Annotated in this window: 23 protein-coding genes; 16 read left to right on the top strand and 7 right to left on the bottom strand. The window is 66.6% G+C overall.

Going from position 1 to position 24,838, the window contains the following annotated elements:
* Window positions 1-55 precede the first annotated feature (55 nt).
* Window positions 56-511, top strand: coding sequence for a hypothetical protein (locus QSJ19_RS12675; protein ID WP_286320869.1), 456 nt, complete (start codon window positions 56-58; stop codon window positions 509-511).
* Here QSJ19_RS12675 and QSJ19_RS12670 read toward each other — a convergent pair.
* On the bottom strand, window positions 498-1,103 hold the full coding sequence (locus QSJ19_RS12670) for a TetR/AcrR family transcriptional regulator (protein ID WP_286320868.1): 606 nt from the start codon (window positions 1,101-1,103) through the stop codon (window positions 498-500). The two genes, QSJ19_RS12675 and QSJ19_RS12670, sit on opposite strands and share 14 nt — an antisense overlap.
* Before the next feature lie 34 nt (window positions 1,104-1,137).
* Entirely contained in the window at window positions 1,138-2,748 is a 1,611-nt protein-coding gene (locus QSJ19_RS12665; protein ID WP_286320865.1) for a carboxylesterase/lipase family protein, read from the bottom strand.
* A gap of 308 nt (window positions 2,749-3,056) precedes the next feature.
* Between QSJ19_RS12665 and QSJ19_RS26965 the strand changes: the two genes are divergently transcribed.
* The 4 genes from QSJ19_RS26965 to clpB all read left to right on the top strand — a co-directional run bounded on the left by QSJ19_RS26965 (window position 3,057) and on the right by clpB (window position 7,582).
* Complete coding sequence (locus QSJ19_RS26965) at window positions 3,057-3,554, top strand: AMP-binding enzyme (protein WP_502876156.1); 498 nt, start codon at window positions 3,057-3,059, stop codon at window positions 3,552-3,554.
* 124 nt (window positions 3,555-3,678) lie between these two features.
* Window positions 3,679-4,101, top strand: a complete 423-nt coding sequence (locus QSJ19_RS12655; RefSeq protein WP_286320863.1) for a nitroreductase/quinone reductase family protein — start codon at window positions 3,679-3,681, stop codon at window positions 4,099-4,101.
* A 323-nt stretch (window positions 4,102-4,424) separates the two neighbouring features.
* Window positions 4,425-4,883 carry an SRPBCC family protein gene (locus QSJ19_RS12650; protein WP_286320861.1) on the top strand — a complete coding sequence of 153 codons (459 nt, stop codon included), beginning with the start codon at window positions 4,425-4,427 and terminating at the stop codon, window positions 4,881-4,883.
* Window positions 4,884-5,029: 146 nt separating this feature from the next.
* Entirely contained in the window at window positions 5,030-7,582 is a 2,553-nt protein-coding gene (clpB, locus tag QSJ19_RS12645) for an ATP-dependent chaperone ClpB (protein WP_286320860.1), read from the top strand.
* 80 nt (window positions 7,583-7,662) lie between these two features.
* On the opposite strand, the gene QSJ19_RS12640 is transcribed toward clpB, so the two are convergent.
* Complete coding sequence (locus QSJ19_RS12640) at window positions 7,663-8,175, bottom strand: DinB family protein (RefSeq protein ID WP_286320859.1); 513 nt, start codon at window positions 8,173-8,175, stop codon at window positions 7,663-7,665.
* A gap of 74 nt (window positions 8,176-8,249) precedes the next feature.
* Here QSJ19_RS12640 and QSJ19_RS12635 point away from each other — a divergent pair, with 74 nt between their 5' ends.
* On the top strand, window positions 8,250-8,465 hold the full coding sequence (locus tag QSJ19_RS12635) for a hypothetical protein (protein ID WP_286320857.1): 216 nt from the start codon (window positions 8,250-8,252) through the stop codon (window positions 8,463-8,465).
* Window positions 8,466-8,554: 89 nt separating this feature from the next.
* Here QSJ19_RS12635 and QSJ19_RS12630 read toward each other — a convergent pair whose 3' ends face one another.
* From QSJ19_RS12630 to QSJ19_RS12620, 3 genes are all read right to left on the bottom strand, one after another.
* A complete protein-coding gene (locus QSJ19_RS12630; protein WP_286320855.1) occupies window positions 8,555-10,183 on the bottom strand; it encodes a dihydroxyacetone kinase family protein in 1,629 nt (542 codons plus the stop codon).
* A gap of 34 nt (window positions 10,184-10,217) precedes the next feature.
* Complete coding sequence (sigK, locus tag QSJ19_RS12625; protein ID WP_502876154.1) at window positions 10,218-10,820, bottom strand: ECF RNA polymerase sigma factor SigK; 603 nt, start codon at window positions 10,818-10,820, stop codon at window positions 10,218-10,220.
* A gap of 157 nt (window positions 10,821-10,977) precedes the next feature.
* Window positions 10,978-12,846, bottom strand: coding sequence for a glycoside hydrolase family 15 protein (locus QSJ19_RS12620; protein ID WP_286320854.1), 1,869 nt, complete (start codon window positions 12,844-12,846; stop codon window positions 10,978-10,980).
* A gap of 182 nt (window positions 12,847-13,028) precedes the next feature.
* Here QSJ19_RS12620 and QSJ19_RS12615 point away from each other — a divergent pair, with 182 nt between their 5' ends.
* The 4 genes from QSJ19_RS12615 (at window position 13,029) to QSJ19_RS12600 (ending at window position 15,806) form a co-directional block, all read left to right on the top strand.
* On the top strand, window positions 13,029-13,841 hold the full coding sequence (locus tag QSJ19_RS12615) for a MerR family transcriptional regulator (protein ID WP_286320852.1): 813 nt from the start codon (window positions 13,029-13,031) through the stop codon (window positions 13,839-13,841).
* A gap of 63 nt (window positions 13,842-13,904) precedes the next feature.
* On the top strand, window positions 13,905-14,513 hold the full coding sequence (locus QSJ19_RS12610) for a DNA-3-methyladenine glycosylase I (RefSeq protein ID WP_286320849.1): 609 nt from the start codon (window positions 13,905-13,907) through the stop codon (window positions 14,511-14,513).
* A gap of 87 nt (window positions 14,514-14,600) precedes the next feature.
* A complete protein-coding gene (locus QSJ19_RS12605; RefSeq protein ID WP_286320847.1) occupies window positions 14,601-15,377 on the top strand; it encodes a maleate cis-trans isomerase family protein in 777 nt (258 codons plus the stop codon).
* A 21-nt stretch (window positions 15,378-15,398) separates the two neighbouring features.
* Window positions 15,399-15,806 carry a PPOX class F420-dependent oxidoreductase gene (locus QSJ19_RS12600; RefSeq protein WP_286320845.1) on the top strand — a complete coding sequence of 136 codons (408 nt, stop codon included), beginning with the start codon at window positions 15,399-15,401 and terminating at the stop codon, window positions 15,804-15,806.
* 4 nt (window positions 15,807-15,810) lie between these two features.
* On the opposite strand, the gene QSJ19_RS26775 is transcribed toward QSJ19_RS12600, so the two are convergent.
* Window positions 15,811-16,437, bottom strand: coding sequence for a DUF6611 family protein (locus QSJ19_RS26775; RefSeq protein WP_353507141.1), 627 nt, complete (start codon window positions 16,435-16,437; stop codon window positions 15,811-15,813).
* 261 nt (window positions 16,438-16,698) lie between these two features.
* Between QSJ19_RS26775 and QSJ19_RS12590 the strand changes: the two genes are divergently transcribed.
* The 6 genes from QSJ19_RS12590 (at window position 16,699) to QSJ19_RS12565 (ending at window position 24,782) form a co-directional block, all read left to right on the top strand.
* A complete protein-coding gene (locus QSJ19_RS12590) occupies window positions 16,699-16,797 on the top strand; it encodes a potassium-transporting ATPase subunit F (RefSeq protein ID WP_286320841.1) in 99 nt (32 codons plus the stop codon).
* Between the two features lie 3 nt (window positions 16,798-16,800).
* On the top strand, window positions 16,801-18,606 hold the full coding sequence (gene kdpA, locus QSJ19_RS12585; protein ID WP_286320840.1) for a potassium-transporting ATPase subunit KdpA: 1,806 nt from the start codon (window positions 16,801-16,803) through the stop codon (window positions 18,604-18,606).
* 179 nt (window positions 18,607-18,785) lie between these two features.
* The gene (gene kdpB, locus QSJ19_RS12580) at window positions 18,786-20,858 is read left to right on the top strand and encodes a potassium-transporting ATPase subunit KdpB (RefSeq protein WP_286320838.1); all 2,073 of its coding nucleotides are present in this window, start codon (window positions 18,786-18,788) and stop codon (window positions 20,856-20,858) included.
* A 7-nt stretch (window positions 20,859-20,865) separates the two neighbouring features.
* Window positions 20,866-21,498 (top strand): potassium-transporting ATPase subunit C, encoded by a 633-nt coding sequence (locus tag QSJ19_RS12575; RefSeq protein WP_286320836.1) that lies wholly within the window; start codon window positions 20,866-20,868, stop codon window positions 21,496-21,498.
* Between the two features lie 36 nt (window positions 21,499-21,534).
* Entirely contained in the window at window positions 21,535-24,099 is a 2,565-nt protein-coding gene (locus tag QSJ19_RS12570; RefSeq protein ID WP_286320834.1) for a DUF4118 domain-containing protein, read from the top strand.
* Window positions 24,096-24,782, top strand: coding sequence for a response regulator (locus QSJ19_RS12565; RefSeq protein ID WP_286320831.1), 687 nt, complete (start codon window positions 24,096-24,098; stop codon window positions 24,780-24,782). Before QSJ19_RS12570 ends, QSJ19_RS12565 begins: the two co-directional genes overlap by 4 nt.
* Window positions 24,783-24,838 lie beyond the last annotated feature (56 nt).

Here is a 24,838-nt window from a genome sequence, read left to right as displayed (position 1 = left end):
TCCGCCATCCGAACTCGGACCGAGGAGGACTCGAATGCGCTCGACGATGAGAACAATGCTCGCGGCCGGAGGCGTGATCGCCGGTGCGGTCGCCACTGCCTTTGGTGCCGGCGCCGCGCAGGCCGCCCCGGTGCCCGTCTATCAGATCCCGGCGGCAGCGATCGCCGTCAGCGGGCTCGTTGTGCCGGGTCCCTATTTTGCCACCGTCCACGCCGCAGGTACCGCCGTGCGCGGTCAGACCGCGTTGTCCGCGCCCGCGAGTCCGTCAATCTGCTCGAGTTCGGCGGCCGGGGCGCTTGTGCGGATCAACTACCTCAATGTGTCCACCGGGCAACGCGGCGCGACGACCGTGAAACCCTGCCCGTACTACCTGAATCCGACTCCCGTTGTCGCCACGGTCCGAACCGGCAGCGGTCCGATCGTGCTCACCGTGCAGGTGACGGGGTCGGCCGCCTACCCGAATGCCGGACAGCCATCGTTGCCTGGCGTCGGCACGTTCACCGCACCCTGACCTGACCACGAGTCGCACCGTCGAACAACGACCAGAGCTCGGAGCCCTCGTGATCGATGTCGGTGCCTGCTCGGACGCGGACGAGCGCGGCGTCGAGCGCTGATCGGATCGTCGCCGCCATGATCGCCGGGTCATGATCGCGGAAGTCGCCCGACCGTATGCCGTCGACGAGGATCTCCTCGACGTCGGTGAGCTCGGATCTGTGTTCCCCTTGCTCGGCGCGCGGCATGTCCGCCGTCCGATAGATGGCGGAGAGTGCCACCATCTCGACAGAGTGTTCGGCGTAGAACTCCAGACTTCCGACGATGAACGTGCGCAACGATTCCCGCGGACTGGCGGCTGAATGTACACGGTCCCCGAGCGCGTCGTGTGCCAGGCCGTAGACGTGGGCGACCACGGCGGCGAACAACGAACGTCGGTCACGGAAGTGGTAGGTGACCACACCGCGGGTGATACCGGCACGCTCCGCGATCTGCGAGATGCTGGCACGGTCGGCGCCGACGTCGGCGATCACCCCGATCGCGGTGTCGATGAGTTGGGCACGTCGGGCGCGGTGGATGAACGTGTCGTTGTCGACTCGGGTGGATGGCATGTGCCGATTTCTGGCTCTCGGTTCGCTTCGGGGCTCAGATCCAGAAGCCGCACTGGTGGTCGGCGGCGTAGTCGACCTCACGGGTGGCCGTGGTGCCGAACTGGAGGACCCGGCTGGTGTCGGGCCCAGCCGCGTCGGCGTCGGGTCCTCCCGTGATCCGAGGTGTTCCGTTGTGAGCGAACGATGTCCAGTAGTCGATCATCTGATCACCGATCTGGTGCTGACGCGGGGTGGTGAGCAGGTTCTTGCCGCCGAGGTCGAAGTAATAGGGCGTGTCGGTGGCATGTGCTGCTCCCTGCGGAATCGTGGTGATCTGGTTGACGTTCGGCGCGGTCTCGTCGGCGAACTCATAGATGTGTGTGGGTGCGCGCGTGCTCATCAGCCTCGCGCCCTCCAACGTCGGGCACGACCAGACGGCGTCGGTGGTGACGGTCGACCATGCGATGGGCGCACTCGGGAAGCGGCTCAGCGGATATCGCGACATCACCTCGGACGCTCGGGGGCCGAACGCAGTGCGGATCAGATCGGGATAGGACTCCGGGGTGACGGCATCGGGTTGTGCCATCAGCAGGCCTCCGACGAATGACCGCTGCTCATCGTGGTTTCCGCCGGTGATCACGGGAAGCTGGTGCTGATCGCCTCGCCGGATGACCTCTGCCGGGTCGTCGGGCAGAAGCTCTGTTCCGTACGCCAGGTTGTCGGAGAACTCCGCGTTCACGCTGAGCAGCCGATCGACGGGCAGCTTCCGTAGACACGCAATGGCGTCGTCGCCACTGCATCCGAGTCGCCGGGCCGCCTCGACACTCGTCGACTGATTGTCGGCGCGGGATGCGTACGGCGTGTGTGCTGGGACGCCCGGGTAGAGGCCGCCGTCCGGCCAGCGCAGCATGCAGTTGCCGGACGCCATGATCGCCTTGTCGATCAAGCCCTTCGTCGAGGGCGATGTCAGCGCCGCGCAGGCCGACATCGCGCCGGCGGACTCGCCGACGACGGTCACGTTGTCGGGGTCGCCACCGAAGGCCGACGCATTGGACTGCACCCAGCGCAGACTCTCGATCTGGTCGGCGAGCCCGAAATCGCCGCCGCCCGCCATGCCGGGCATCCCGAGGTAGCCGAAGACGCCCAACCGGTAGTTGATCGTCACGACCAGGACGTTCCCGCGATCGGCGAGTCGCTGTGCGTCGTAGGAACTTCCGGCACCGCTCGTGTAGCCGCCGCCGTGCCACCACACCATGACCGGCAGGTGCATGTCGGAATCGGTCTGGCGAGGCGTCGTGACATTCAGGGTCAGGCAGTCCTCGGACGGTGCCGGGTGGTCACCGGGAACCGGCAGGCCCTGGGGACACGGACTGCCCGCGCGGGAGGCGTCGACGTCGGCATCCGGTGTCGCCGCCGTCCGGGGGAGCGTCCAGCGGTGCTCTCCGGTCGGCGGTTCCGCGTACGGGACGCCGAGAAACGTGCGACCGGTGTCCGTTGCGACTCCGTGCAGACGGCCGCTCGTGGTGGCCACGGTTGCGGAGGAGGGATCCGCGTCCGGTTCGGGTGCCGTCGAACAGCCCGCGATGACGCAGAGGGTCACGAAGAGTGCGAGTACGGGGAGTCGAGTGGTGGTCGTCGGGCTGAGGTTCGTCGGTGTCGGCCTCATGGTTGCCAGTGTAGGCAAAAATTTCTCATGGGTGGGAAATAGATCGATCTCGCGATCGACGGTGGCCGCCGTCGATGGGTCCCCGAATCGACAAAGGGTGGCAGCGGCAAATCAGGGACTTCTAGGAGCAGGCCGCCGTATGCACCAGCAGGCCTGGAGGGCGGCGGCGCCAATTATTGACGCGCGCACCCTCTCCTGCCGCTCTGATATCGCGTCCGCCGAGCATCCCAACCCTCGCAACATCCTGCGTCGCTGCATGTTCGGCCGAGAGGCAGCCCAGGACCTGCTGCGCGGGGTACAAACAGATGATGACCGACACCGCCGTCATCGAGATCAGCCGCGACCGCAATCCGTTCGCCCAAGACGGGGTGGCGCGCGACGATTCCGGGACTTTGCACTACATCGATGTGCCGGCGACGCTCATCGACGTTCTGCGGGATCGGGCGACCACACGGCTCGACGACGAGGCCGTCGTCGAGCTCGGTGGTCGTCGCCGTGGATCTGGCTCCGGGCACCCCGCTGCCCGACGGCGAGCCCTTCGTCGTCGACACGGTGAGCCGGGCGTCGTCGATGCCGCGGTGATCCCGGTTCCCGACGAGGTGATGAGTGAGAAGGTAGGCGCGGTCCTGGTCTCCGAGTCGGGTGACCTCGATCCGGTGCTCCAGCACTGCCGAAAGAATTTGGCCGACTTCAAGATCCCGCAGTTCGCCCAGGTGTCGAGTGAGGCGCTGCCGCGAAACGCGGGCGGCAAGCTGCTGAAGAACCGACTCCGCGGTGAGGTGGAGTGGGGCGATCCGCTGCGGTAGGTGGGTCGGTTCTGCGGGTGTGCAGTCAGTCGCGTCCGTGGGCCGTGCAGTTCAGGAACAATATGGGGTGCACGTGCAAGGACAACTGCGCCGCACAGACGCTGGGCACACAGGAGGATCGACCATGGCTGATTCGGATGACTGGAACGCACAGATCATCAAGGAGTTCCGTGAGAACAACGGCAAGGTGGGCGGGCCGTTCGAGGGTGCACCGATGGTGTTGCTGCACCATACGGGCCGCAAATCCGGCAAGCAGAGTGTTACGCCGTTGATGTACATGCCCGCCGACGGTGACTCGATGTACATCTTCGCGTCGAAGGCTGGGGCGCCCACCCATCCAGCCTGGTACTACAACCTCACCGACTCCGGCAGCGCTCGCGTGGAGCTCGGCGACGACGAGTATGACGTGAATGTCACCGAGGTGACGGGCGAGGATCGCGACCGCATCTACGGCGAGCAGGCCAGTCGCTACCCGGGTTTCGCCGAGTACGAGACGAAGACGGCGGGGATCCGCACCATTCCCGTGCTGGCGCTGCGGCGCGCGTGAGGCTTTCGTAGGTTCTTCTCGGCGCTCGGGAACATTCTCGCGGATTCGTCGCGTCCAATCGGTGTTCGGCCGCGAGGCCGACAGACCTTGAATCCGAGTGAAGGAACCGACGATGATCATCGCAATCTACAATCTGGGTGTCGCCATCTGGAATCTCGTCGTCAGCATCATCTGACGCGTCGCATACGTCTCTGTCACGAATGCCCGCCGACCGTTCTCTGGTCGGCGGGCAGCGTTGTGCCCGGACCATTGTGTTCCGTGACCCGTCGCCTCGTGGTTAGCGTGGAGTGAATCTGACGATGCGAGCCGAAGGAGTACATGGTATGACCGAGCAGTTCGAGGTGACCAGGCTGATCGAGGCCGACAGAGCGGAGATCTTCTCGCTGCTGTGCTCCCCGGCGGGGCACGTCGCCATCGACAGCTCGGGCATGTTGCAGAGCGCCGACGGCGAGCCGGTACGCGCGGTGGGGGATGAGTTCGTCGTCCACATGGATCGGGAATCCCTCAACGACCTCCCGATGGGCAAATACGACGTGCGCGTCATCATCACCGGGTTCGACGACGGTCGCTGGATCGAGTGGACCATCGCCGGAACGGTCCGGCCACCGCTCGATCACCGCTACGGGTACCGGTTGGAGACCGTCGACGAAGGGACGCGCGTGACCTCGTATTACGACTGGAGTCGGGTCCACGAAAAGATCCGCGGGCGGTTTCCGATCATCCCGGAGGCGGGTATCCGGGCGACGCTCGGGATTCTGGCCCGGACGGTGGAGCGTAGGTAGGGGTGCGGACACGTAATGTGATGTACATCACTCTCGCCTTCAAGGTTGAGTGGAATACGCTCAACCCTGGATGCGCTGAACAAACTGTGGGCTCATACTTGAGCCTTGTGGACTAAAGAGCGTTACAGAGAGAAAGGTACACGCGAGTGGACAGCTTCAATCCGACCACCAAGACACAGGCAGCGTTGAGTGCTGCCGTGCAGGCGGCGGCCGCTGCCGGCAACTCCGACGTGCGCCCGGCTCACATCCTGGTGGCCCTGCTCGATCAGTCCGACGGCATCGCCGCACCGCTGCTCAAGGCGGTCGGGGTGGATCCGTCGACTGTTCGCGCCCAGGCCCAGGGACTGGTGGACCGTGCCCCGACGGTGGCCAGCGCGAGCGCGCAGCCGCAACTCTCCCGCGAGTCGATCGCGGCGATCACCGCAGCTCAGCAGCTGGCCGGTGAACTCGACGACGAGTACGTGTCGACCGAGCACATCCTCGTCGGCCTGGCGACAGGCGACTCCGACACGGCCAAGCTCCTCGCCAATGTGGGTGCGACCCCGCAGGCGCTGCGCGAGGCCTTCGTCTCCGTGCGTGGCAACGCGCGCGTGACGACGCCCGACCCCGAGCAGACCTATCAGGCGCTCGAGAAGTACTCGACCGATCTGACCGCGGCCGCCCGCGAGGGCAAGCTCGACCCGGTGATCGGTCGCGACACCGAGATCCGTCGCGTGGTGCAGGTGCTGAGCCGCCGCACCAAGAACAACCCGGTGCTCATCGGTGAACCCGGCGTCGGCAAGACGGCGATCGTCGAAGGTCTGGCCCAGCGCATCATCGCCGGCGACGTGCCGGAGTCGTTGCGCGGCAAGACCGTCATCTCTTTGGACCTGGGATCGATGGTGGCCGGTGCCAAGTACCGCGGCGAGTTCGAGGAGCGGCTCAAGGCGGTTCTCGACGAGATCAAGGGATCGGCCGGGCAGGTCATCACCTTCATCGACGAGCTGCACACCATCGTCGGCGCAGGAGCGACCGGCGACTCCGCGATGGATGCGGGCAACATGATCAAGCCGATGCTCGCCCGTGGCGAACTGCGGCTGGTCGGCGCCACCACGCTGGAGGAGTACCGCCAGTACATCGAGAAGGACGCCGCCCTCGAGCGGCGCTTCCAGCAGGTGTACGTCGGGGAGCCGTCGGTGGAGGACACCATCGGCATCCTGCGCGGACTCAAGGACCGCTACGAGGTGCACCACGGCGTGCGGATCACCGACTCCGCGCTGGTGTCGGCGGCCACACTGTCGGATCGCTACATCACCTCGCGCTTCCTGCCGGACAAAGCCATCGACCTTGTCGACGAGGCCGCGTCGCGGCTGCGCATGGAGATCGACTCGCGCCCCGTCGAGATCGACGAGGTCGAGCGGATCGTGCGTCGACTCGAGGTCGAGGAGGTCGCCTTGGAGAAGGAGACCGACGTGGCGTCGAAGGAGCGGCTGGAGAAGCTGCGTGGCGAACTGGCCGACCAGAAGGAGAAGCTCAACGAGCTCTCGGCCCGATGGCAGTCGGAGAAGACGGCCATCGACGCGGTCCGTGACGTCAAGGAAGAGCTGGAAAGGCTTCGTGGAGAGGCGGATCGGGCCGAGCGTGAGAGCGATCTCGGACGTGCGGCCGAGCTGCGGTACGGGAAGATCCCCGCGCTGGAGAAGGAGTTGGCCGCGGCGTTGGAGAAGACCGGCGCCGATCCGGACCAGGACGTGATGCTCCAGGAGGAGGTCGGACCGGACGACGTCGCGCAGGTCGTGTCGGCGTGGACCGGCATCCCCGCTGGACGCATGCTGGAAGGTGAGACCGCCAAGCTGCTGCGCATGGAAGACGAACTCGGACACCGGGTCATCGGCCAGAAGGACGCGGTGCAAGCGGTGTCCGACGCGGTCCGTCGTGCTCGTGCCGGTGTCGCCGACCCGAATCGGCCGCTGGGTTCGTTCCTGTTCCTCGGGCCGACCGGTGTCGGTAAGACCGAGCTCGCGAAGGCGTTGGCGGAGTTCCTGTTCGACGACGAGCGCGCGATGGTCCGCATCGACATGAGCGAGTACGGCGAGAAGCACAGCGTCGCACGACTGGTCGGTGCCCCTCCAGGTTACGTGGGCTACGAATCCGGCGGACAGCTGACAGAGGCGGTACGGCGACGTCCATACACGGTGGTGCTGTTCGACGAGGTCGAGAAGGCGCACCCGGACGTGTTCGACGTCTTGCTGCAGGTGCTCGACGAGGGGCGTCTGACCGACGGTCAGGGACGAACGGTCGACTTCCGCAACACCATCCTCATCCTCACCTCGAATCTCGGTTCGGGTGGCGACAAGGACCAGGTGATGGCGGCGGTCCGGGCGGCGTTCAAGCCGGAGTTCATCAACCGGCTCGACGACGTGGTGATCTTCGATGCGCTGAGCCCGGAGGAACTGGTGTCCATCGTCGACATCCAGCTCGCGCAGCTGGGCAAGCGTCTGGCGCAACGCCGACTCGAACTCGAGGTGACGCCGAAGGCCAAGGAATGGCTGGCCGAGCGTGGTTTCGATCCGCTGTACGGCGCGCGGCCGCTGCGCCGCCTGGTGCAGCAGGCGATCGGCGATCAGCTCGCGAAGGCGTTGCTGTCCGGCGACATCCACGACGGTGACGTCGTGCCGGTGAACGTCGGGGCCGACGGAGAGTCGTTGGTGCTCGGCTGATCTGATGACCAGAATCGTCCCCGAGAGGGCGGTCCGAGGGGTGTCCCCTCGGCGCCACCCCTCGGGGACGATTGCTGTCGTCACACCCCGGTGGCGCCGTCGATGCGTTCGCGGATCAGGTCCGCATGACCGCAATGGCGGGCGTACTCGGCGATCATGTGCAGGTAGATCCATCGGAGGCTCACCTCGCCACCACGAAACGTGCTGGTGTCCTGCAGTTCTCGGGACGCACAGTTCTCGCGCGCCCGCACGACCTCCGCATCCCAGGCGCCGATGGCGCCGCGATACGACGAGTCGTCGGTGAGGGTGAAACCGCCGTCATGTCCCTCGGATGCGTTCTCGTCGACATAGACCGGACCGATGTCCTCGCCGATCAGGACGCGGCGAAACCAATTGCGCTCGACCTCGGCCATGTGTTGGAGCAGCCCGAGCAGGGTGAGTTCCGACGGTGCCACCGAGGCCGTGCGCAATGGGGCGTCGTGGAGCCCGTCGCACTTCTGGGCGAGTGTGGCGCGGTAGAAGTCCAGCCAACCCGCCAACGTGGCGCGTTCGTCGTCGTTCATCGGGGGTACCGGCCGGGAGGTGGTCGTCATGAGGACGATGGTGGCATCCGGCGCCGACAACGCGAAGCCGACCCGAACCGCGTCCGGACCGGCATAGTGGAGGCATGACCGACACATCAGGCGCGCGCCATGATCCCGACCTGCCGAGCGATCGCGAGGAGAATCGCTCGGTCTGGGAACGTCAGCCGCAGGACGAGATCGGCGAGACCGACCGCATCGCGGAGGAGAAGAAGGTCTACGAGGCCGCCGCGGACACCAACGACCCGAACGAGGGTGATCACGCCGTCGGCGGGAGTGAGGGGACCGCGGACGGGCAGTGAGGTGGGTCTCGATACGCCGCCTCGCTGCGCTCGTGCCTGCTCGACCAGCGGTACGGGGGCGTCGTTCCTCGTGGCTACTCGACCCGCGACTACTCGGCAGCGGCCCGGTACAGCCATCCGGTGACGAGGGCGCCCGGGTCGACGACGCCGCGCGCGTTCTCCCCGACGTAGCTCGCACGTCCCTTGGATGCCGTTGTGTGGCGGGTGGATTCGGCCCCCGCTTCCGCGTCGTCGGCGACCGCTGACAGCGACTTACCCTCGGTGAGGGCGTCGGACGCAGGTGCCAGCGCGTCGACCATCGTGTTGTCGCCGACATCGGCGCCGCCGAGATCCTGGATCTCTGCCAGCGCTGCGGCGGTTCCATCGCGCAGTGCGCCGGCGATGTCGTCGGAGGCGGAGAACGCCGTCGCGAGGTGACGGAACAGGACTCCGAACACCGCCCCGGACGTGCCGCCCGCCCGCACCAGGAACGAGGTGCTGATTGCGCGGAGGACGTCGGCGTCGGAACCACGTACCGGCAGATCGAAGTGGTCGAGTGTCGCTGTCATGTTGGCACCGAAGTCGCCGTCACCGGCCTGCTGATCCAATGCGGTCAGCTCGTCGATCGCGTCACGGACGCGGCGGATGAACGCCGACAACCACGGTGCTTCCGGCCCGTCGTCGGCGGCGTCATCCGGCTCGGCAAAGGTGACCTCGGAGACCCGCGCCGGACCTCGCCCGATGCGGGCCGGCCACGCCGGTGCCGTCGTGTCGGCGTCGAACAGGTCGAGCGTCTCGTCGTCGAGTCGGACGAGGGTGATCGAGAAGCCGGCCATGTCCAGGGCGGTGACGAACGTGCCGACCATCGAACGCTCGACGACGACATCTCGTGCGTCGAGATTCGACACCACCTCGCCGAACACGAGTGACAGTTCCAGCGGATGAGCCGAACCCAGCCCGTTGACCAGGCACAGCATCCGCTCACCCGCGGTCAGGGCCAGGGAGTCCGCGATGCGGTCGAGCATCCGCCCCACCAACTCCGAAGCGGCCACACGCGCGGTGCGGTCCTCCCCGGCCTCACCGTGGATGCCGACGCCGAACTCCATCTCGTCTGCCTCGAGATCGAAGGTGGGCCCGGTGGCGCCAGGGATGGTGCATGCGCGATAGGCGACGGCGAAGCTGCGTGAGTTCTGCGCCGTCCGGCGCCCGATTTCGGCGACCTGTGGAAGGTCGTCACCGCGCGCAGCGGCTGCGCCGCAGACCTTTTCGACAATGATGGTGGCTCCGGTGCCGCGACGGCCCGGTCCCGACTCCGATTCGGTGGCGACGTCGTCGTCGACGAGCACATGATCGGTCGCAACCTCGTCGCGCAGCAGGTGGCGGGCGATCCGGAAGTTCATCACGTCGCCGGTGTAGTTCTTGACGATGTGTAGGACGCCCTGACCCTGGTCGGCCCATCGCGTCGCACCCGTGACCTGCAGCGCGTTGGGCGAGGTGAACACGAGGCCCGGACAGGCGGCGTCGATCATGCCGTCGCCGATGAGGCCCGCGTGCATCGGCTCGTGACCCGTCCCGCCGCCCGAGATGACCCCGACCCGCGGCGCATCCGGTGCACGGCGTCGATGCAGGAATCCGGGATCGGGCTCCCAGGAGATCGACGGATTGGCGGCGAGGAATCCGCGCAGCGCGTCGGTGATGAAGGTGTCCGGAGAGTTGAGGACGTACTCGTGCGGGGTCACGATTCCAGGGTAGGGGTCGGGTCTGAGCGGACCCTCACGCCGACAGCGGCGCGACGTGGGCGCGGAGGCGACGCATCCCGTCGCGGATCCGGGACTTGACGGTCGGCAGTGCGACACCGAGACGCTCGGCCACCTCGCGATACGAGAGTCCTTGGAAATAGGCCAGTTCCACCGATTCCCGCTGCAGATCCGTCAGCACGCCGAGTCCGTCGCGGACGACCTGGTCACGTTCGCGGGCTTCGACGATCTCGCCGACGTCATCGCCGGGCCGGCGGATGGTGGTGATCCCGTACCAGGTCGATCGCCGGCTGGACGCGGCCTCGGAGCGGACGCGGTCGACGGCGCGGCGATGGGTCATCGTGATGAGCCAGGACAGGGCAGAACCCGAACGTGGGTCGAAGCCCGCCGCCGACCGCCACACCTGGAGGTAGACCTCCTGTGTCGCCTCCTCGCTGTATCCCGCGTCGCGCAGGACCCGCAGGGCCATGCCGTAGACCCGAGCGCACGTGAGGTCGTAGAATCGCGCGAACGCGGCCTGGTCACCGCACGCAATGCGGGTCAACAACTCGGCGAGTTCGCGCATGGGGTCAGCCGGTGCGAACAGGTCCGTCGAGAGTGGTCGGTCGAGAACTGTCATCTGTCCACCCGCCTCGTATCCTCAGACCCCTGCGCCCGGACGAGATGTTCACCATCGGCGCTTTCCCCGACGTTATCGGCAGGAAACCCCGTCGGCCGTGTCACCAGGGCAGGTGCGACGCGATCGCAACTCGGATAACGGGGTGATAACGGCCCCCTCAGTCGCCGAGTCGCCGATCCAGATTGATGGCGGCGCTGATCAGCGACAGATGGGTGAACGCCTGCGGCAGATTGCCGAGTTGCTCCCCGGTCAGGCCGATCTGCTCGGTGTAGAGGCCCAGGTGATTGGCGTGGGTGAACATCTTCTCGAGCGCGAGGCGAGCGTCGGCGAGGCGTCCGGACCGGGTCAGGGCCTCGACGTACCAGAACGTACACAGCGAGAACGTTCCCTCCGATCCGTCGAGTCCATCGTGGCCGTCGGAGGTGTCGTACCGGAATACGAGGGTGTCGCTGACGAGATCCTTTTCGAAGGCGCGCAGGGTGCTCTGGAACCGATCGTCAGTGGGCGCCAACAACTTCACGGCGGGGATGAGCAGCAACGAGGCGTCGAGCCGATCGGAGTCGAGGGTCTGGACGAATGCGCCGAGGTCATCGTTCCACCCGCGATCCATGATCTGCGCGAAGATCTCGTCGCGTGCTCGCATCCATCCAGCGATGTCCCCGGGCAGTCCGCGCTGCCGCGACATCCGGATCATCCGTTCGAGAGCCACCCACGACATGAGCCGTGAGAACACATAATCCTGTGGCTCCGAACGGACTTCCCAGATGCTGCGATCGGGCTGGTCCCAGTTGTCGACGAGCCACCCCGCCACCTCGCACAGATGCGACCACGACTGATAGGAGATGCCGGGACCGTACTTGTTGTACAGATACACCGAGTCGACGAGTTCGCCGTAGATGTCGAGCTGCAACTGGCCGGCGGCCGCGTTGCCGATCACCACCGGCGACGACCCGCGGTATCCCTCCCAGTGATCGAGCACGGTCTCCTCGGGCGGCGGGTCCCCGTCGAGTGTGTACATCAGCCGCAGCGGGCCGATGTCGACGGCGTCGTCGTCGCCGTCGTTGTTGGCATGGTTGTCGAACCGGCAGGTCAACCACTCCATGAACGATGCCGCCTCGTCGAGGAACCCGAGACGCAGCAACGCGTACAGCGTGAAGGCGGTGTCTCGGATCCACACATAGCGGTAGTCCCAATTGCGTTCTCCACCGATGTCCTCGGGCAGTCCGGTCGTCACCGCGGAGACGACCGCGCCGGTCGGCTCGTGGGTGAGCAGTTTGAGGGCGAGCGCCGAGCGGTGCACCATCTCCCGCCACCGGCCGGTGTAGGTCGACTGCGAGATCCACTGCTGCCAGAAGGCGACGGTCGCCGAGACGACAGCGGGGTCGCTGTCGTGGCCGTAACAGTCGTCGCTGATCGGCTCGGGTGCGGCAACGATCGTGGTGCATTCACCGGCTGTCAGGGTGAAGGTGGTCTCGGCGTCACCGTCGTCGACCTTCTCCCACCCGGTCTCGGATGCCACATGCAGATCGAAATCGTCGGTGCTGAACACGAGGCTCCCGGTGCCCCCGATGTCAAGAGTGTGCCGGGCGCGGCCGTAGTCGAAACGTGGGCTCATCTGCACGCGGAATCGGACGTCGCCGCGGATGCAGATGAACCGTCGGACGATGCGGGTGCGGTGATCGGTGTCGTGCGGCCGCGCGATCGGCATGAGGTCCTGGACCTCGGCGACACCGTCGTCGCTCATGAAGCGGGTCACCAGCACGTTCGAGTCGGGCAGGTAGAACTGTCGGGTCGTGACGTCGCCGTCGAGCTGTTCGACCGTCCACGACCCGCCCTTCTCCGCATCGAGCAAGGAGCCGAACACACTCGGGGAGTCGAAGCGCGGACAGCAGAACCAGTCGATCCGCCCATCGATGCCGATGACCGCGGCGGTGCGCAGATCGCCGATCACGCCGTGGTCGGCGATGGGCAGGTAACCCGATCCGGTGTCCGCGCTCGTGGTACTTCCATCGCAGCGGGCGCTCATACTCGCACCGTACGTGCGTTCGGGTCGGTGGGTGGGTGGCCGATATCGATGCGGAGACCGATTCGTGACCCGCGACGACGATTCGGTTGCGATGTCGATCCGGTGTCGCTCGTTCTGCGGGCCCACGAACCGTGCGACGGTGTTGACCCTGACACCGTGGGAGGCAGGAGTGTGATCGTGTCATGTTCACCATCGGAGATTTCGCCACGATGGGTCGGGTGTCGGTCCGAATGCTGCGGCACTACGACTCGATCGGACTGCTGCAGCCGGCCCGCGTCGACGAGTTCAGCGGCTACCGCTACTACGAGGCGGATCAACTGCGTCGCCTCAACCGCGTGATGGCGCTGAAGGATCTGGGCTTCACGCTGGCCGAGGTCGGCCGGATCATCGACGCCGACATCGACACCGCCGAACTGCGCGGGATGCTACGCCTGCGCAAGGCGCAGGTGGAAGCGCAGATCGCGGTCGAGTCGGACCGGCTCGGCCGCATCGAGGCGAGACTCCGGATGATCGAGAGGGAAGGCGCCATGAGCACTACATCCGTTGTCGTCAAGTCCGTTGCCCCGCTGCGGGTTGCGACAGTGTCCGGCGAAGCCGCGAGCAACAACAACGAAGACGTCGGGCCGGTCATCCAAGGTCTGTTCGGCCGACTCTTCGCCGCGCTGGGCGCCGCCGGCGTCGAACCGGCGGGACCGATCGTCGCCACCTACGCGCCCATCGCCGACGGCGCACTCACCGTGACCGCGGCCTGCACCGTCGGCGACGACGCGGTCATCGACGGTCTGGACGCCGTGACACTGCCCGGCATCGACGCCGCCGCCTGCTATGTCCATCACGGAGAGATGGTCGACGTCGGGGAGGGCTATCAGGCCCTGGCGACCTGGATCGAGGACAACGGTCACCGCACCGACGGCACCGCGCGCGAGGTCTATCTGGTGAGTCATCCCGAACCCGGGGAGCGCTGGCAGACCGAGTTGCAGATGCCGATCACCTAGCTCTCGGCAGATGTCGGGGGCCCGCGATACTGTGCGGTGTCCCGACCGATCCGAGGAGCCCTCATGTCGTTTGTGATCACCGGTGACGACGGCCTGACGCGCTGCGGGTGGGCCGGCGTCGAACCGGAGACCTCCTATCACGACGAGGAGTGGGGATTCCCGCTCGACGGCGACGGCGCGTTCTTCGAGCGGGTCGCGCTCGAAGGCTTCCAGTCCGGGTTGAGTTGGCGCACGATCCTCACCAAGCGGGAGAACTTCCGCGCGGCCTTCGCCGGTTTCGACATCGAACAGGTGGCCCGCTTCACCGACGCCGATGTGACGCGCCTGCTCGGCGATGCGGGGATCATCCGTCATCGCGGCAAGATCGAGGCGGTCATCAACAATGCGCAGCGTGCGGCCGAGTTGATCGAGAGAGAGGGATCGCTGCCGGCCTACTTCTGGCGTTATGAGCCCGAGAGCGCACCCGAACCGCAATCGCAGACGACGTCGCCGGAATCGATCGCCCTGTCGAAGGACCTCAAGAAGCGCGGCTGGAAGTTCGTCGGTCCGACGACGATGTTCGCGCTCATGCAGGCCAGCGGGATCGTCAACGACCACGCGGTGGAGTGCGTGATCCGGTCGCGCGTGGCGGAGGCCCGGGCAGCCCCCCGCCCGGCGCGGACTCCGCGCTGACCTGCGGAGACGATCGAGGCAGTCCGGTAACACAAACGTCACCTCACACAGATTGTTGACAATCCGACGATATGTCATCATTCGGGCATGAAACCGGTGGACAGTGCCGACCTGCCCGCAGGGGTGACTGCGTTGGTGCCCCAGCAGCAGGTGGGGATCGGGATGGTGTGCCCGTTCGACATGGCGCTCGATCGCGAGCTCTGGCGGTGGATGCCGAACTCGGCGTCGATCTACTTCACACGCACCGGCTTCCTCGACGCACCGGTCGATGTCGACCTCTGCCGCGACCTGAACAACCACGCCGAGATCGCAGCGGCGGTCCGCAGCGTCACCGCCGTGGGACCCCGCGTCGTCGGATATGCCTGTGCGTCAGGCAGTTTCGTCTATGGGATGACCGGGGCGAGGGAACTGTCGAACTGTATGCTCTCGGCCGGGGCGCAGGCCGCGGTGACCACATCGGAGGCATTGGTGCGGGCTCTCGACGTGATGGGCGTCGGGCGGATCGCCGTCGCGACGCCGTACACGTCCGCGCTGACCGGGCTGCTGTGCGACTTCCTCGGCGAGGCGGGCCGGACCGTGGTGTCGAACGCCGGCCTGGGCCGCGATCACGAGATCTGGACGATCCCGTACGCGGTCACCTGCGATCTGATCCGGTCGGCCGACCATCCCGACGCCGAGGCGATCTTCGTCTCCTGCACCAACCTGTGGACCTACGAGATCCTCGGGATGATGGAGGCCGAGCTGGGCAAACCGGTGTTGTCGGCGAATCAGGTCACCGCGTGGGCGGCCTTGTCGGAGGCGGGTCTGGTCGCCGAATCACTACCGCACACCAGCGGACAGTCACTGTTCTCCCGCGTGGCCTGACTCTCGCGTAGCCTGACGGACATGTCCGCCACGAGTGCGCCCTTCGGAGAAGCCACCGACGCCAAGTACATCGAGCTGACGACCTTCCGCAAGGACGGGACGCCGAAGCCGACACCGATCTGGGCCGCCCTCGACGACGATGGCCGGCTCGTCGTGTGGACCGAGGCGGAATCGTGGAAGGTCAAGCGGCTGCGCAACAATCCGCGTGTGACCGTGCAGGCCTGTGACGCACGCGGCAAGAAGACCCATGGCGCCGTCGTCGAGGGGACCGCCGAGATCCTGGACGCCGCGGGAACCGAGCGTGCTCGCCGACTGATCGGTCGCAAGTACGGACTGCTCGGCAAGCTGCTCGTGAAGGCTTCAGTGATCCGACGAGGCAAGAGCGGCACCGTCGGGATCGCCATCACCGCAGCCGGCACGACGGCCTGATCTCTCACCCATCCAGCTCGGCGTAACAGCGCGCCCACACCGCCTCGTGCTCGACGGGGCCGATCCGGCCCGCCCGGGGGTCGGAATCGGTGTGCCGGAGCAGGTCGACCATGCGTAGCAGTCGGTCGCGCTCACTCGACGACGTCGGCTCCTCACCATCACCCGTCCATACCGTCATCTGGCGGACCAATCGTCGGGTGGGCGACGCGGCAGCCGCCGATCGCGCGACGACGGCGGCGGTGATCACGATGCTGACCGGGATCGACACCGCGTGGCCGACGCCCATCGCGGCGACCACGGTCCAGACGGCGAGCCACAGCAACAGGCCCCAGATGGGTGCGGCCATTCGGGTGCGTAGCCGGATCCGCTCGTGGTCGTTGATTCCCGGCGGGAAGACAGTCACACGGTACTGCGCCCAATGACGCGCGTACCCGACCCGCAGCATTCCCCACGTGTCCGGACCGCTCAGGACGCGGCCCCAGGTGCGGGGAGCTCGAGTGATGGTCGTCAGTGTGATCCGCCGTGGTGTCCGATCGTCGCGTCGCTCATGCTTCAGGCGTACTCCGATCCGCCCGGGCCACCGCGCTTCTCGACGTGATCTGTGTACCCGCGCAAGCGATTGTGACGTCATCTTGACGAGCTGCACGGCGAGTGCAAAAGCCGTGACAAGACTTCGCCGAGCCGCGTATGGATCGCGTTAAGAACACCGGCGAGGTCGATTTCCCGAGTGATCCTGTGTCGTGCCGCGTGGTGAGTGCTGCGCGCGCCGATGTGATCGGCAACCGGAGAGATCGGGAGTGGAAGTGGCTGACCTGCTGTATGTGGTCGCGGCCGGTGCGGGGTTCGTCGTATGCCTCGTGACCGTGCGCGCCGTCGACTCGAGGACGAACCGATGACCGCCGACGGCGTGGAGAACGTCGTCCTCCTCGTGCTCGCCGCGGCCGTCGTCATCTATCTCCTGACGGCGCTGATCTTCCCGGAAAGGTTCTGAGCCGTGTCCGTGACAGCCGCCGGCTTCCTTCAGCTGGCTCTCGTGCTCGTCGTGCTGGGCGTCCTCTATGTCCCCCTCGGTGACTACATGGCCCGGGTCTACGACTCGGGCCGGGACCTCGTCGTGGAGCGCTGGTTCTATCGCGCCGGCCGGATCGATCCCCGTCGCCAGCAGACGTGGGTCGGCTATACCCTGGCGGTCCTGGCCTTCTCGGTCGTCTCATTCGTGTTCCTCTACGGATTACAGCGTTTTCAGGGCGTGCTGCCCTGGTCGGACGGGAAGCCGGGGTTGGCGCCCGGGATGGCATTCAACACGGCGATCTCGTTTGTCACCAACACCAACTGGCAGTCGTACTCGCCCGAGGCCGTGATGAGCAATCTGACACAGATGCTCGGACTCGCGGTTCAGAATTTTGTCTCTGCCGCAGTCGGATTGGCTGTGGCGATCGCCCTCATCCGGGGCATCGTGAATCGGCGCGGCAGCGGCCAGATCGGGAACTTCTGGGTGGATCTGGTCCGTGGAGTCGTCCGGATACTGCTGCCGTTGAGTGTCATCGTCGCCTTCATCCTCCTGACTCAGGGGGTGGTCCAGTCGTTCCGCTCGGGATTCGACTTCACCACCCTGACCGGGCAGGACGCGCACGGTGTTGTCGGCCCGTTCGCCTCGCAGGAGGCCATCAAGGAGATCGGCACCAACGGTGGTGGTGCCCTGTCGGCGAACTCCGCTCACCCGTTCTCTAATCCGACACCGTTGTCCAATGTCGTGGAGATACTCGCACTCCTTCTCATCCCGGTGTGTCTGACGCGGACCTATGGCACTTTGGTCGGTGACCGGCGCCAGGGCATCACGCTGCTGGGCGTGATGGCCACCATCTGGACCGCGATGCTCGCGGTCGTATGGATCTTCGAATCCCGCACCGACGGTGCTGCTTCCGTGGCTGCCGGCGGAATGATGGAGGGCAAGGAGCAGCGGTTCGGCATTCCGGCCTCGGTTCTGTTCGCGGTATCCACCACCGGAACATCCACCGGAGCGGTCAATTCCGCACACGACAGCTTCTCGGCCGCCGGTGGTGGCGCGCTGATCTGGAACATGTTGCTCGGCGAGGTCGCGCCCGGAGGGGTGGGCGCGGGGCTCTACAGCATCCTCGTGATGGCGGTGATCACGGTGTTCGTGGGCGGGCTCCTCGTCGGACGGTCGCCGGAGTTCCTCGGTAAGAAGATCGGTCAGCGCGAGATCACCATGGCGGCACTGTATGTGCTGGTGATGCCGGCGCTCGTGCTCGCCGGGACCGCCATCTCGGTGATCCTCGGTTCCACCACGGGTTTCCAAGGGAACTCCGGTGACCCCGGCACTCCGGGATCGATCCACGGGTTCAGTGAGGTCTTGTACGCCTACACGTCGGCAGCCAACAACAACGGCAGTGCGTTCGGCGGTCTGACGGTCACCAGCGACTGGTTCCAGACATCGTTGGGCGTCGCGATGCTGCTCGGCCGGTTCCTGCCGATCGTGGTCGTCCTCGCTCTCGCCGGCCTGCTGGCGAAGCAGCGGCCGAGGGTTCGGGAGGCAGACGTGGAGACCGCGGTCGTCGTCGGCGACTCCGACAGCGTCGATCGCGGAGGCAGTTCGGGCTCGGTGGCGCTTGCCGAGCGGACCCAGACGCGCGCCGGCCGCCCCGCCGACGATCCCTCCACACTCCCGACCCACGGAATGATGTTCGGCGCCTTGCTCGTCGGCACCATCCTGCTGGTCGCCGGACTCACCTTCTTCCCGGCGATGGCGCTGGGACCGATTGCAGAGGCAGTGTTGTGACAGTGCATGATTCGGAGCGGTCCCTTCGTGACGCCCGCAAGCCCGCTCCTCAGGCGGCGGGGGATGCTCGCAGCCTTACCGTTCGATCCCTGAGGAGCGGAGCGTCAGCGGAGCGTCACGAAGGGTCGGACGTCGACGATCGCGACCCCGCAGCTCTCGTGACCACAGGAGCGTTCGACGTGCGAGCGCTGATCACGTCTCTCCCGCAAGCCATCCGGAAGCTCACCCCACGAGCGCAGGCCCGCAACCCCGTCATGTTCGTCGTGTATCTCGGTGCCGTGGTGACCACGGTGCTGGCCATCTGGCAGCCTTCCTGGTTCGCCTGGACGGTCGCGGCATGGCTGTGGTTCACCGTCGTGTTCGCCAATCTGGCCGAGGCGGTTGCCGAAGGCCGCGGTAGGGCGCAGGCAGACAGTCTTCGGAAGGTCAAGCGCGACACAGTGGCCCGGCGCATCGACGAGGACGGGACCATCCGGGAGATCGCGGGCAGCGATCTCCGGATCGGCGATCTCATCGCGGCCGAGGCCGGTGAGGTGATCGCCGGAGACGGGGACGTGGTCGAGGGCATCGCCACGGTCGATGAATCGGCGATCACCGGCGAATCCGCGCCTGTGGTGCGGGAATCCGGAGGGGACCGATCGGCGGTGACAGGTGGCACGGTCGTACTGTCGGACCGCATCATCGTGCGGATCACCACCGCGCCCGGCGAGACCTTCGTCGACCGGATGATCACGCTCGTCGAGGGTGCATCACGAAAGAAGACGCCGAACGAGATCGCCCTCGACATCCTGCTCACCAGCCTCACGATCATCTTCCTGCTGGCCGTCGTCGCGGTCGGACCGATGCAGCACTATGCCGGACAGTCGCCCGATCCGATCAAACTGATCGCGCTGCTCGTCTGCCTCATCCCGACGACCATCGGCGCGTTGCTGTCGTCGATCGGCATCGCCGGGATGGATCGCCTCGTCCAGCGCAATGTGCTCGCCATGTCGGGCCGGGCGGTCGAGGCGGCCGGCGACATCGACACGCTGCTGATGGACAAGACGGGCACGATCACCTTCGGCAACCGCCGCGCCACGGACCTCCTCGGCGCACCCGGAGTGACCACCGAGGAACTGGCCACCGTCGCCTATCGATGCAGTCTCGCCGACGACACCCCCGAAGGGCGGAGCATCGTCGACCTGTGCCTGGACTCCTATGGCGTCGAACCGGTCGATGCGGCGCTGCGGGATGCCACACGGTCGAATGCCCACCCCGAGTTCACGACGGTCCCGTTCACCGCGGAGACACGGATGAGTGGCGTCGACCGCACCGGCCGTGACGGACGCGTCGTCGAATACCGTAAGGGTGCCGCCGATGCGGTCGCGCGGTGGGTGTCCGCCCACGCAGGAACCGTTCCGGAGTCGGTCCTCCACGAGGTCGAGCGCGTGTCGTCGGGCGGGGCAACGCCTCTGGTGGTCGCGGTTCGTGGTGTCGGCGGTGCGAAACAGGTTGCCGACGGCGACGGGACGCGGGTGCTCGGGGTCATCCAGCTGTCCGACGTCGTGAAACCCGGTATGGCCGAACGCTTCGCACAGATGCGGGCGATGGGCATCCGGACCGTGATGGTGACCGGCGACAACCCGCTCACCGCACAGGCGATCGCCGCCGAGGCAGGTGTGGACGACTTCGTCGCCGAGGCGACCCCCGAGGACAAACTGGCGCTGATCCGCAAGGACCAGTCCGGTGGGCGCCTCGTCGCGATGACAGGAGACGGCACCAACGATGCGCCGGCCTTGGCGCAGGCCGATGTCGGACTCGCGATGAACACCGGTACCTCGGCGGCCAAGGAAGCCGGCAACATGGTCGACCTCGACTCGGATCCGACCAAGCTGATCGACGTCGTCGCCATCGGCAAGCAGCTGTTGATCACCCGTGGCGCGCTGACGACGTTCTCGCTGGCGAACGACCTCGCCAAATATTTCGCCATCCTGCCCGCCTTGTTCAGCGTGATCTACCCGCAGCTGGACGCGCTGAACATCATGCGTCTGCACTCGGCACAGTCGGCCATCGTGTCGGCGGTGGTCTTCAACGCGCTGATCATCGTCGCGCTGATCCCGTTGTCGCTCCGTGGTGTCCGGTACCGCCCGTCGTCGGCATCGCGGTTGTTGGGACGCAATCTGCTCATCTACGGCATCGGAGGTGTGATCACGCCGTTCCTCGGAATCTGGCTGATCGACCTCGTGGTGCGCTTTCTCCCGGGAATGGGGTAGGAAACTCATGAACACGGTTCTGTCAGGATTCGTGAGACAGTGTGTGGCCGCCGTCGGCGTGCTGCTCGCGCTGACCGTCGTGCTCGGCGTCGTCTATCCGTCCGCGGTATGGGCGGTGTCGCGCATCGGCAGCGGGTCGGCCGAGGGCTCCCAGGTTCGCGACGCGCGCGGCTGCGAGGTGGGGTCCTCGCTCATCGGGATCGACCCGCAGGTGCCGGCCGGTCAACCGGATCCATACCTCCACGCGCGGGTCATCGGCTCGGCCGACGACCCGATGGCCACCGGCGATCCGGCGGCATCAGCGGCGAGCAACAAGGGGCCCAACAACGAGGATCTGCTCGAGTGGATCGAGAAACGTCGCTCGACGATCGCCGTGCGGGAAGGCGTCGCACCGTCGGCGGTACCCACCGATGCCGTCACGGGTTCCGGCTCGGGTCTCGATCCCGACATCAGCCCGGAGTATGCGCAGCTGCAGGTTCCACGGCTGGCGCGGGAGAACCAGCGGCCGCCTGCGGAGATCGAGCGGATCATCGACGAACACACCAGCGGCCGCCAACTGGGGTTCCTGGGGCAGCCGCGCGTGAACGTCCTCGAGGTGAACCTCGCGCTCGGCCACACGGCGCCGTCGTGTCCGCGATGACGCTCGGTCGTCGAACCGGCGGATACACTGGTCGACATGGCCACGGCAGGTGATGCCCGGGGGCGACTGGAGGTCTTCCTGGGATGCGCGCCGGGCGTGGGCAAGACGTACGAGATGCTTGCCACCGCTCGGGTGCTCGTCGACGAGGGTGTCGATGTCGTTGTCGCCGTGGTCGAGTCGCACGGCCGAGTGGCCACGGCGGCCCTGGTGGAGGGATTCGAGGTCGTCGATCGACGGCGGGTGGAGTATCGGGGCACCGTCCTCGAGGAGATGGACCTCGATGCCGTTCTCGCCCGGAAGCCTCAGGTGGCGCTCGTCGACGAGCTCGCACACACCAACGCGCCCGGGATGCCGAACGCCAAGCGCTGGCAGGACATCGAGGTCCTGCGGGATGCCGGTATCGATGTCCTCTCGACGATCAACATCCAGCACCTCGAGAGTCTGAATGACGTCGTCGCCCAGATCACCGGTGTGACACAACGCGAAACCGTGCCCGATGACGTCGTCCGGACCGCCGACCAGATCGAGCTGGTAGACATCGCGCCCCAGGCGCTCCGGCAACGGCTCGCGGTGGGGAAGGTGTATCCGGAGGGTCGGATCGACGGCGCGCTGGTGAACTACTTCCGGCAGGGCAACCTCACCGCTCTGCGGGAACTCGCGCTGCTGTGGCTCGCCGATCAGGTCGATGACAATCTCGCCGATTATCGCGCGGCACATGCGATCACCGAGACCTGGGAGGCCCGAGAGCGGGTGGTCGTGGCCGTCACCGGTGGGCCGGAATCTGCGACGCTGCTACGCCGTGCGAGTCGCATCGCGTCGCGGTCCAGTGCGGAACTCGTTGTCGTGCATGTGGTTCGTGGGGATGGCCTCGCGGACGACGTGCCGACGGACCTGGCAGCTCTGCGACAGTTGGCCGCAGGCTTCGGCGCGAAGATCCACACCGTCGTCGGCGACGACATCCCGACGGCGCTGCTCGATTTCGCCCGGGGGGTCAACGCTACCCAGCTCGTGCTGGGTACGTCGAGGAGGCCGCGGTGGCAACGGATTCTCGACGAGGGTGTCGGGTCCAACGTCGTCCGTGAGAGTGGCCGGATCGACGTCCACATGGTGACCCACGAGGAGACGCGCAAGCGCAATCGGCTCGACATCCGGCACACCCGATTCCATCGGCCGGTGAGTTGGGTGGCCGCCGTCGCGGTGCCGGTCGTGGTGGCCGGCGCGCTGGCCTTTCTCGACCGTTGGCTCGGCTTCGCCAGTGAGTCCGCACTGTTCTTTGTTGCGGTTCTTGCGGTGTCCCTGCTGGGCGGAATCGGTCCGGCCGCGCTGTCGGCGGTGGTGTCGGGACTGCTGCTGAACTACTTCTTCACCGACCCTCGTTTCACCTTCACGATCAACGAGCCGGACAACCTCATCACCATCCTGGTGATGTTGGTGATCGCGATTGCCGTTGCCGCGCTGGTGGACTCGGCGACGATTCGCCGGATGCAGGCGCAGCGGGCCGGTCGCGACGCCGAACTCCTGTCGGTGTTCTCGAGTGCAGTTCTCGGTGGGGCGGATGTCGCCTCCCTGCTCGAACGGGTCCGCGAGACCTATGACCAGCGGGGCGTCGTGCTGGTGCAGAGATCGGAACGCGGTCCGGCCGAACCGGTGTCCTCCGTCGGCCAGGGTGTGCCGGCCTCCGAGCGCGAGGCGGTGACGGTCTGCCCGGTTCCCGACGGTCGATTCGAATTGTGGTTGACCGGTCCCACCCTGAGCGGCCGCGACCGCCGGGTACTCACCACGGTCGCCACTCAGGCTGCAGGTGTCGTCCAGCGTCATCGGCTGGAGGCGGAAGCCGCGGAGGCGGAGGCGATCGCCCAGGCCGACGAACTGCGTCGAGCTCTTCTCGCCGCCGTCAGTCACGACCTGAGGACGCCGCTCGCGGCGGCCAAGGCATCGGTGTCCAGCCTGCGCAGCACGGATGTCACCTTCAGCGAGGAGGACACCGCAGAGCTGCTGGCGACCGTCGAGGAGTCGGTGGACCAACTGGCCGCACTCGTCGGAAACCTCCTGGACTCCTCTCGACTGGCCGCGGGCGCGGTTCGGCCCGAGCTCCGCCGCACCTACCTCGCGGAGGTGGTCCACCGCGCGATGGCGGCGGTGTACCGGCGCGACCCGACGACCCCGAACGTCGCCGTCGAGCTCGATCAGCCGTGGGTGTACACCGATGCAGGACTGCTCGAGCGTGCGTTGGCCAACCTTGTCGACAATGCGGTCCGACACGGCGGAGGAGAGGTGAAGGTCGGTTCGCACGTGGGTGCCGACAACGATTCCGCCGGTTCGGACGATCTCGGCGACTATCCGCGCTGCATCATCACGGTGACCGATCACGGCCCCGGAATCCCGGCCGGCGAGCGTGATCGGGTGTTCACCGCATTCCACCAGTACGGTGACCAGAGCGGCGCGAGTTCGGGTGTCGGACTGGGACTTTCGGTGGCTCGCGGGTTTGTGGTGTCCCTCGGCGGCACGCTGGACGCGACCGAGACCCCCGGTGGCGGAACGACGATGGTGGTCAGCCTACCGATGTCGCCGGATCGGACCGATGCCGGAGGTCGCCCGTGAGTATCCGAGTGCTCGTCGTCGACGACGAGCCGCAACTGCTGCGTGCCCTGCGGATCAACCTGAACGCGCGAGGATATGCGGTGACCACCGCCGCCACCGGCGCCGACGCACTGTCCGCCGCCTCGCGGACGAACCCGCAGGTCGTCGTTCTCGATCTCGGACTCCCGGACATCGACGGGCTCACCGTGCTCGAGGGCCTACGCGGCTGGACCACTGTTCCGGTGATCGTGTTGTCGGCGAGGACGGATGCGGCGGACAAGGTCGCCGCCCTCGACGCCGGCGCCGACGACTACGTCACCAAACCATTTGGGATGGAGGAGTTCCTGGCGAGGTTGCGAGCGGCCGTCCGTCGGGGTTCGTCGACGTCGGAGAAGCTCGAATCTCCGGTGGTCGACGCAGGGACGTTCGTCGTCGATCTCTCGGCGAAGTCGGCGACCCGCGGCGGCGCATCCGTCCACCTCACCCCGACGGAGTGGGGCATCCTCGAGATCCTCGTGCGCAATGAGGGAAAGCTCGTGGGACAGAGGGAGATCCTGCATGCGGTGTGGGGACCCACCTACGTCACCCAGACCAACTATCTGCGCGTGTATCTCGCGAGTCTGCGGCGCAAGCTCGAGGATGACCCGGCCCATCCCGAGCATCTGCTGACCGAAGCGGGAATGGGGTACCGGTTCGTTCGTTGATGCCGAACGGTTCTTCCCCCGGCTCTGTGGTGGGGGGGGGGGGGGGGGCCGCCGCC

Origin of the sequence: Gordonia sp. ABSL11-1, assembly GCF_030315685.1 — a bacterium.
In the GTDB taxonomy this organism is placed as follows: domain Bacteria; phylum Actinomycetota; class Actinomycetes; order Mycobacteriales; family Mycobacteriaceae; genus Gordonia.
The sequence above is the reverse complement of the archived record's forward strand: the minus strand, read 5'-3'. Positions and strand labels throughout refer to the sequence as shown.

What these genes read in the sequence shown, in the direction of transcription:
- QSJ19_RS12675 (WP_286320869.1), top strand. Translation starts at nt 56, where the DNA reads ATGCTCGCGGCCGGAGGCGTGATCGCCGGTGCGGTCGCCACTGCCTTT.
- QSJ19_RS12670 (WP_286320868.1), bottom strand. Translation starts at nt 1,103, where the DNA reads ATGCCATCCACCCGAGTCGACAACGACACGTTCATCCACCGCGCCCGA.
- QSJ19_RS12665 (WP_286320865.1), bottom strand. Translation starts at nt 2,748, where the DNA reads ATGAGGCCGACACCGACGAACCTCAGCCCGACGACCACCACTCGACTC.
- QSJ19_RS26965 (WP_502876156.1), top strand. Translation starts at nt 3,057, where the DNA reads ATGACCGACACCGCCGTCATCGAGATCAGCCGCGACCGCAATCCGTTC.
- QSJ19_RS12655 (WP_286320863.1), top strand. Translation starts at nt 3,679, where the DNA reads ATGGCTGATTCGGATGACTGGAACGCACAGATCATCAAGGAGTTCCGT.
- QSJ19_RS12650 (WP_286320861.1), top strand. Translation starts at nt 4,425, where the DNA reads ATGACCGAGCAGTTCGAGGTGACCAGGCTGATCGAGGCCGACAGAGCG.
- QSJ19_RS12640 (WP_286320859.1), bottom strand. Translation starts at nt 8,175, where the DNA reads ATGACGACCACCTCCCGGCCGGTACCCCCGATGAACGACGACGAACGC.
- QSJ19_RS12635 (WP_286320857.1), top strand. Translation starts at nt 8,250, where the DNA reads ATGACCGACACATCAGGCGCGCGCCATGATCCCGACCTGCCGAGCGAT.
- sigK (WP_502876154.1), bottom strand. Translation starts at nt 10,820, where the DNA reads ATGACAGTTCTCGACCGACCACTCTCGACGGACCTGTTCGCACCGGCT.
- QSJ19_RS12620 (WP_286320854.1), bottom strand. Translation starts at nt 12,846, where the DNA reads ATGAGCGCCCGCTGCGATGGAAGTACCACGAGCGCGGACACCGGATCG.
- QSJ19_RS12615 (WP_286320852.1), top strand. Translation starts at nt 13,029, where the DNA reads ATGTTCACCATCGGAGATTTCGCCACGATGGGTCGGGTGTCGGTCCGA.
- QSJ19_RS12610 (WP_286320849.1), top strand. Translation starts at nt 13,905, where the DNA reads ATGTCGTTTGTGATCACCGGTGACGACGGCCTGACGCGCTGCGGGTGG.
- QSJ19_RS12605 (WP_286320847.1), top strand. Translation starts at nt 14,601, where the DNA reads ATGAAACCGGTGGACAGTGCCGACCTGCCCGCAGGGGTGACTGCGTTG.
- QSJ19_RS12600 (WP_286320845.1), top strand. Translation starts at nt 15,399, where the DNA reads ATGTCCGCCACGAGTGCGCCCTTCGGAGAAGCCACCGACGCCAAGTAC.
- QSJ19_RS26775 (WP_353507141.1), bottom strand. Translation starts at nt 16,437, where the DNA reads ATGACGTCACAATCGCTTGCGCGGGTACACAGATCACGTCGAGAAGCG.
- QSJ19_RS12590 (WP_286320841.1), top strand. Translation starts at nt 16,699, where the DNA reads ATGACCGCCGACGGCGTGGAGAACGTCGTCCTCCTCGTGCTCGCCGCG.
- QSJ19_RS12575 (WP_286320836.1), top strand. Translation starts at nt 20,866, where the DNA reads ATGAACACGGTTCTGTCAGGATTCGTGAGACAGTGTGTGGCCGCCGTC.
- QSJ19_RS12570 (WP_286320834.1), top strand. Translation starts at nt 21,535, where the DNA reads ATGGCCACGGCAGGTGATGCCCGGGGGCGACTGGAGGTCTTCCTGGGA.